The organism is Pantoea sp. MQR6, assembly GCF_022761075.1.
Classification (GTDB): Bacteria; Pseudomonadota; Gammaproteobacteria; order Enterobacterales; family Enterobacteriaceae; genus Pantoea; species Pantoea phytostimulans.
The window spans coordinates 1-1,542 of sequence record NZ_JAKYXB010000015.1 but is presented as its reverse complement, the minus strand read 5'-3'; the positions used below and the strand labels follow the sequence as shown (position 1 = coordinate 1,542).

The 1,542-nt window shown below is 54.0% G+C and carries 1 rRNA gene; it reads left to right on the top strand.

From position 1 onward, the window contains the following. Nucleotides 1-36: 36 nt before the first annotated feature. Nucleotides 37-1,542 (top strand): 23S ribosomal RNA (locus MUG06_RS22725); the annotation flags it as partial.

Below are 1,542 nucleotides of genomic sequence, written 5' to 3'. Positions count from 1 at the left end.
CAGCACGCAGCGTTGCAAAACGCCTGTGGGTTGTGAGGTTAAGCGACTAAGCGTACACGGTGGATGCCCTGGCAGTCAGAGGCGATGAAGGACGTGCTAATCTGCGTAAAGCGACGGTAAGGTGATATGAACCGCTACAGCCGTCGATGTCCGAATGGGGAAACCCGGTGCACTCAGTGCATCATCGCAACATGAATACATAGTGTTGCGAGGCGAACCTGGGGAACTGAAACATCTAAGTACCCAGAGGAAAAGAAATCAACCGAGATTCCCCCAGTAGCGGCGAGCGAACGGGGAGCAGCCCAGAGCCTGAATCAGCTTGTGCATTAGTGGAACGGTCTGGAAAGTCCGACGGTACAGGGTGATAGTCCCGTACACAAAAGTGCATAAGCTGTGAGCTCGATGAGTAAGGCGGGACACGTGGTATCCTGTCTGAATATGGGGGGACCATCCTCCAAGGCTAAATACTCCTGACTGACCGATAGTGAACCAGTACCGTGAGGGAAAGGCGAAAAGAACCCCGGCGAGGGGAGTGAAACAGAACCTGAAACCGTGTACGTACAAGCAGTGGGAGCCTCTTTTATGGGGTGACTGCGTACCTTTTGTATAATGGGTCAGCGACTTATATTCTGTAGCAAGGTTAACCGTATAGGGGAGCCGCAGGGAAACCGAGTCTTAACTGGGCGTTAAGTTGCAGGGTATAGACCCGAAACCCGGTGATCTAGCCATGGGCAGGTTGAAGGTTGGGTAACACTAACTGGAGGACCGAACCGACTAATGTTGAAAAATTAGCGGATGACTTGTGGCTGGGGGTGAAAGGCCAATCAAACCGGGAGATAGCTGGTTCTCCCCGAAAGCTATTTAGGTAGCGCCTCGTGAACTCATCTCCGGGGGTAGAGCACTGTTTCGGCTAGGGGGCCATCCCGGCTTACCAACCCGATGCAAACTACGAATACCGGAGAATGTTATCACGGGAGACACACGGCGGGTGCTAACGTCCGTCGTGAAGAGGGAAACAACCCAGACCGCCAGCTAAGGTCCCAAAGTCATGGTTAAGTGGGAAACGATGTGGGAAGGCACAGACAGCCAGGATGTTGGCTTAGAAGCAGCCATCATTTAAAGAAAGCGTAATAGCTCACTGGTCGAGTCGGCCTGCGCGGAAGATGTAACGGGGCTAAACCATGCACCGAAGCTGCGGCAGCGGCGCGTAAGCGCTGTTGGGTAGGGGAGCGTTCTGTAAGCCGTCGAAGGTGGACTGTGAGGTCTGCTGGAGGTATCAGAAGTGCGAATGCTGACATAAGTAACGATAAAGCGGGTGAAAAGCCCGCTCGCCGGAAGACCAAGGGTTCCTGTTCAACGTTAATCGGAGCAGGGTGAGTCGACCCCTAAGGCGAGGCCGAAAGGCGTAGTCGATGGGAAACAGGTTAATATTCCTGTACTTGGTGTTACTGCGAAGGGGGGACGGAGAAGGTTAGGTTAGCCGGGCGACGGTTGTCCCGGTTTAAGCGTGTAGGCTGGCAGTCCAGGTAAATCCGGACGGCC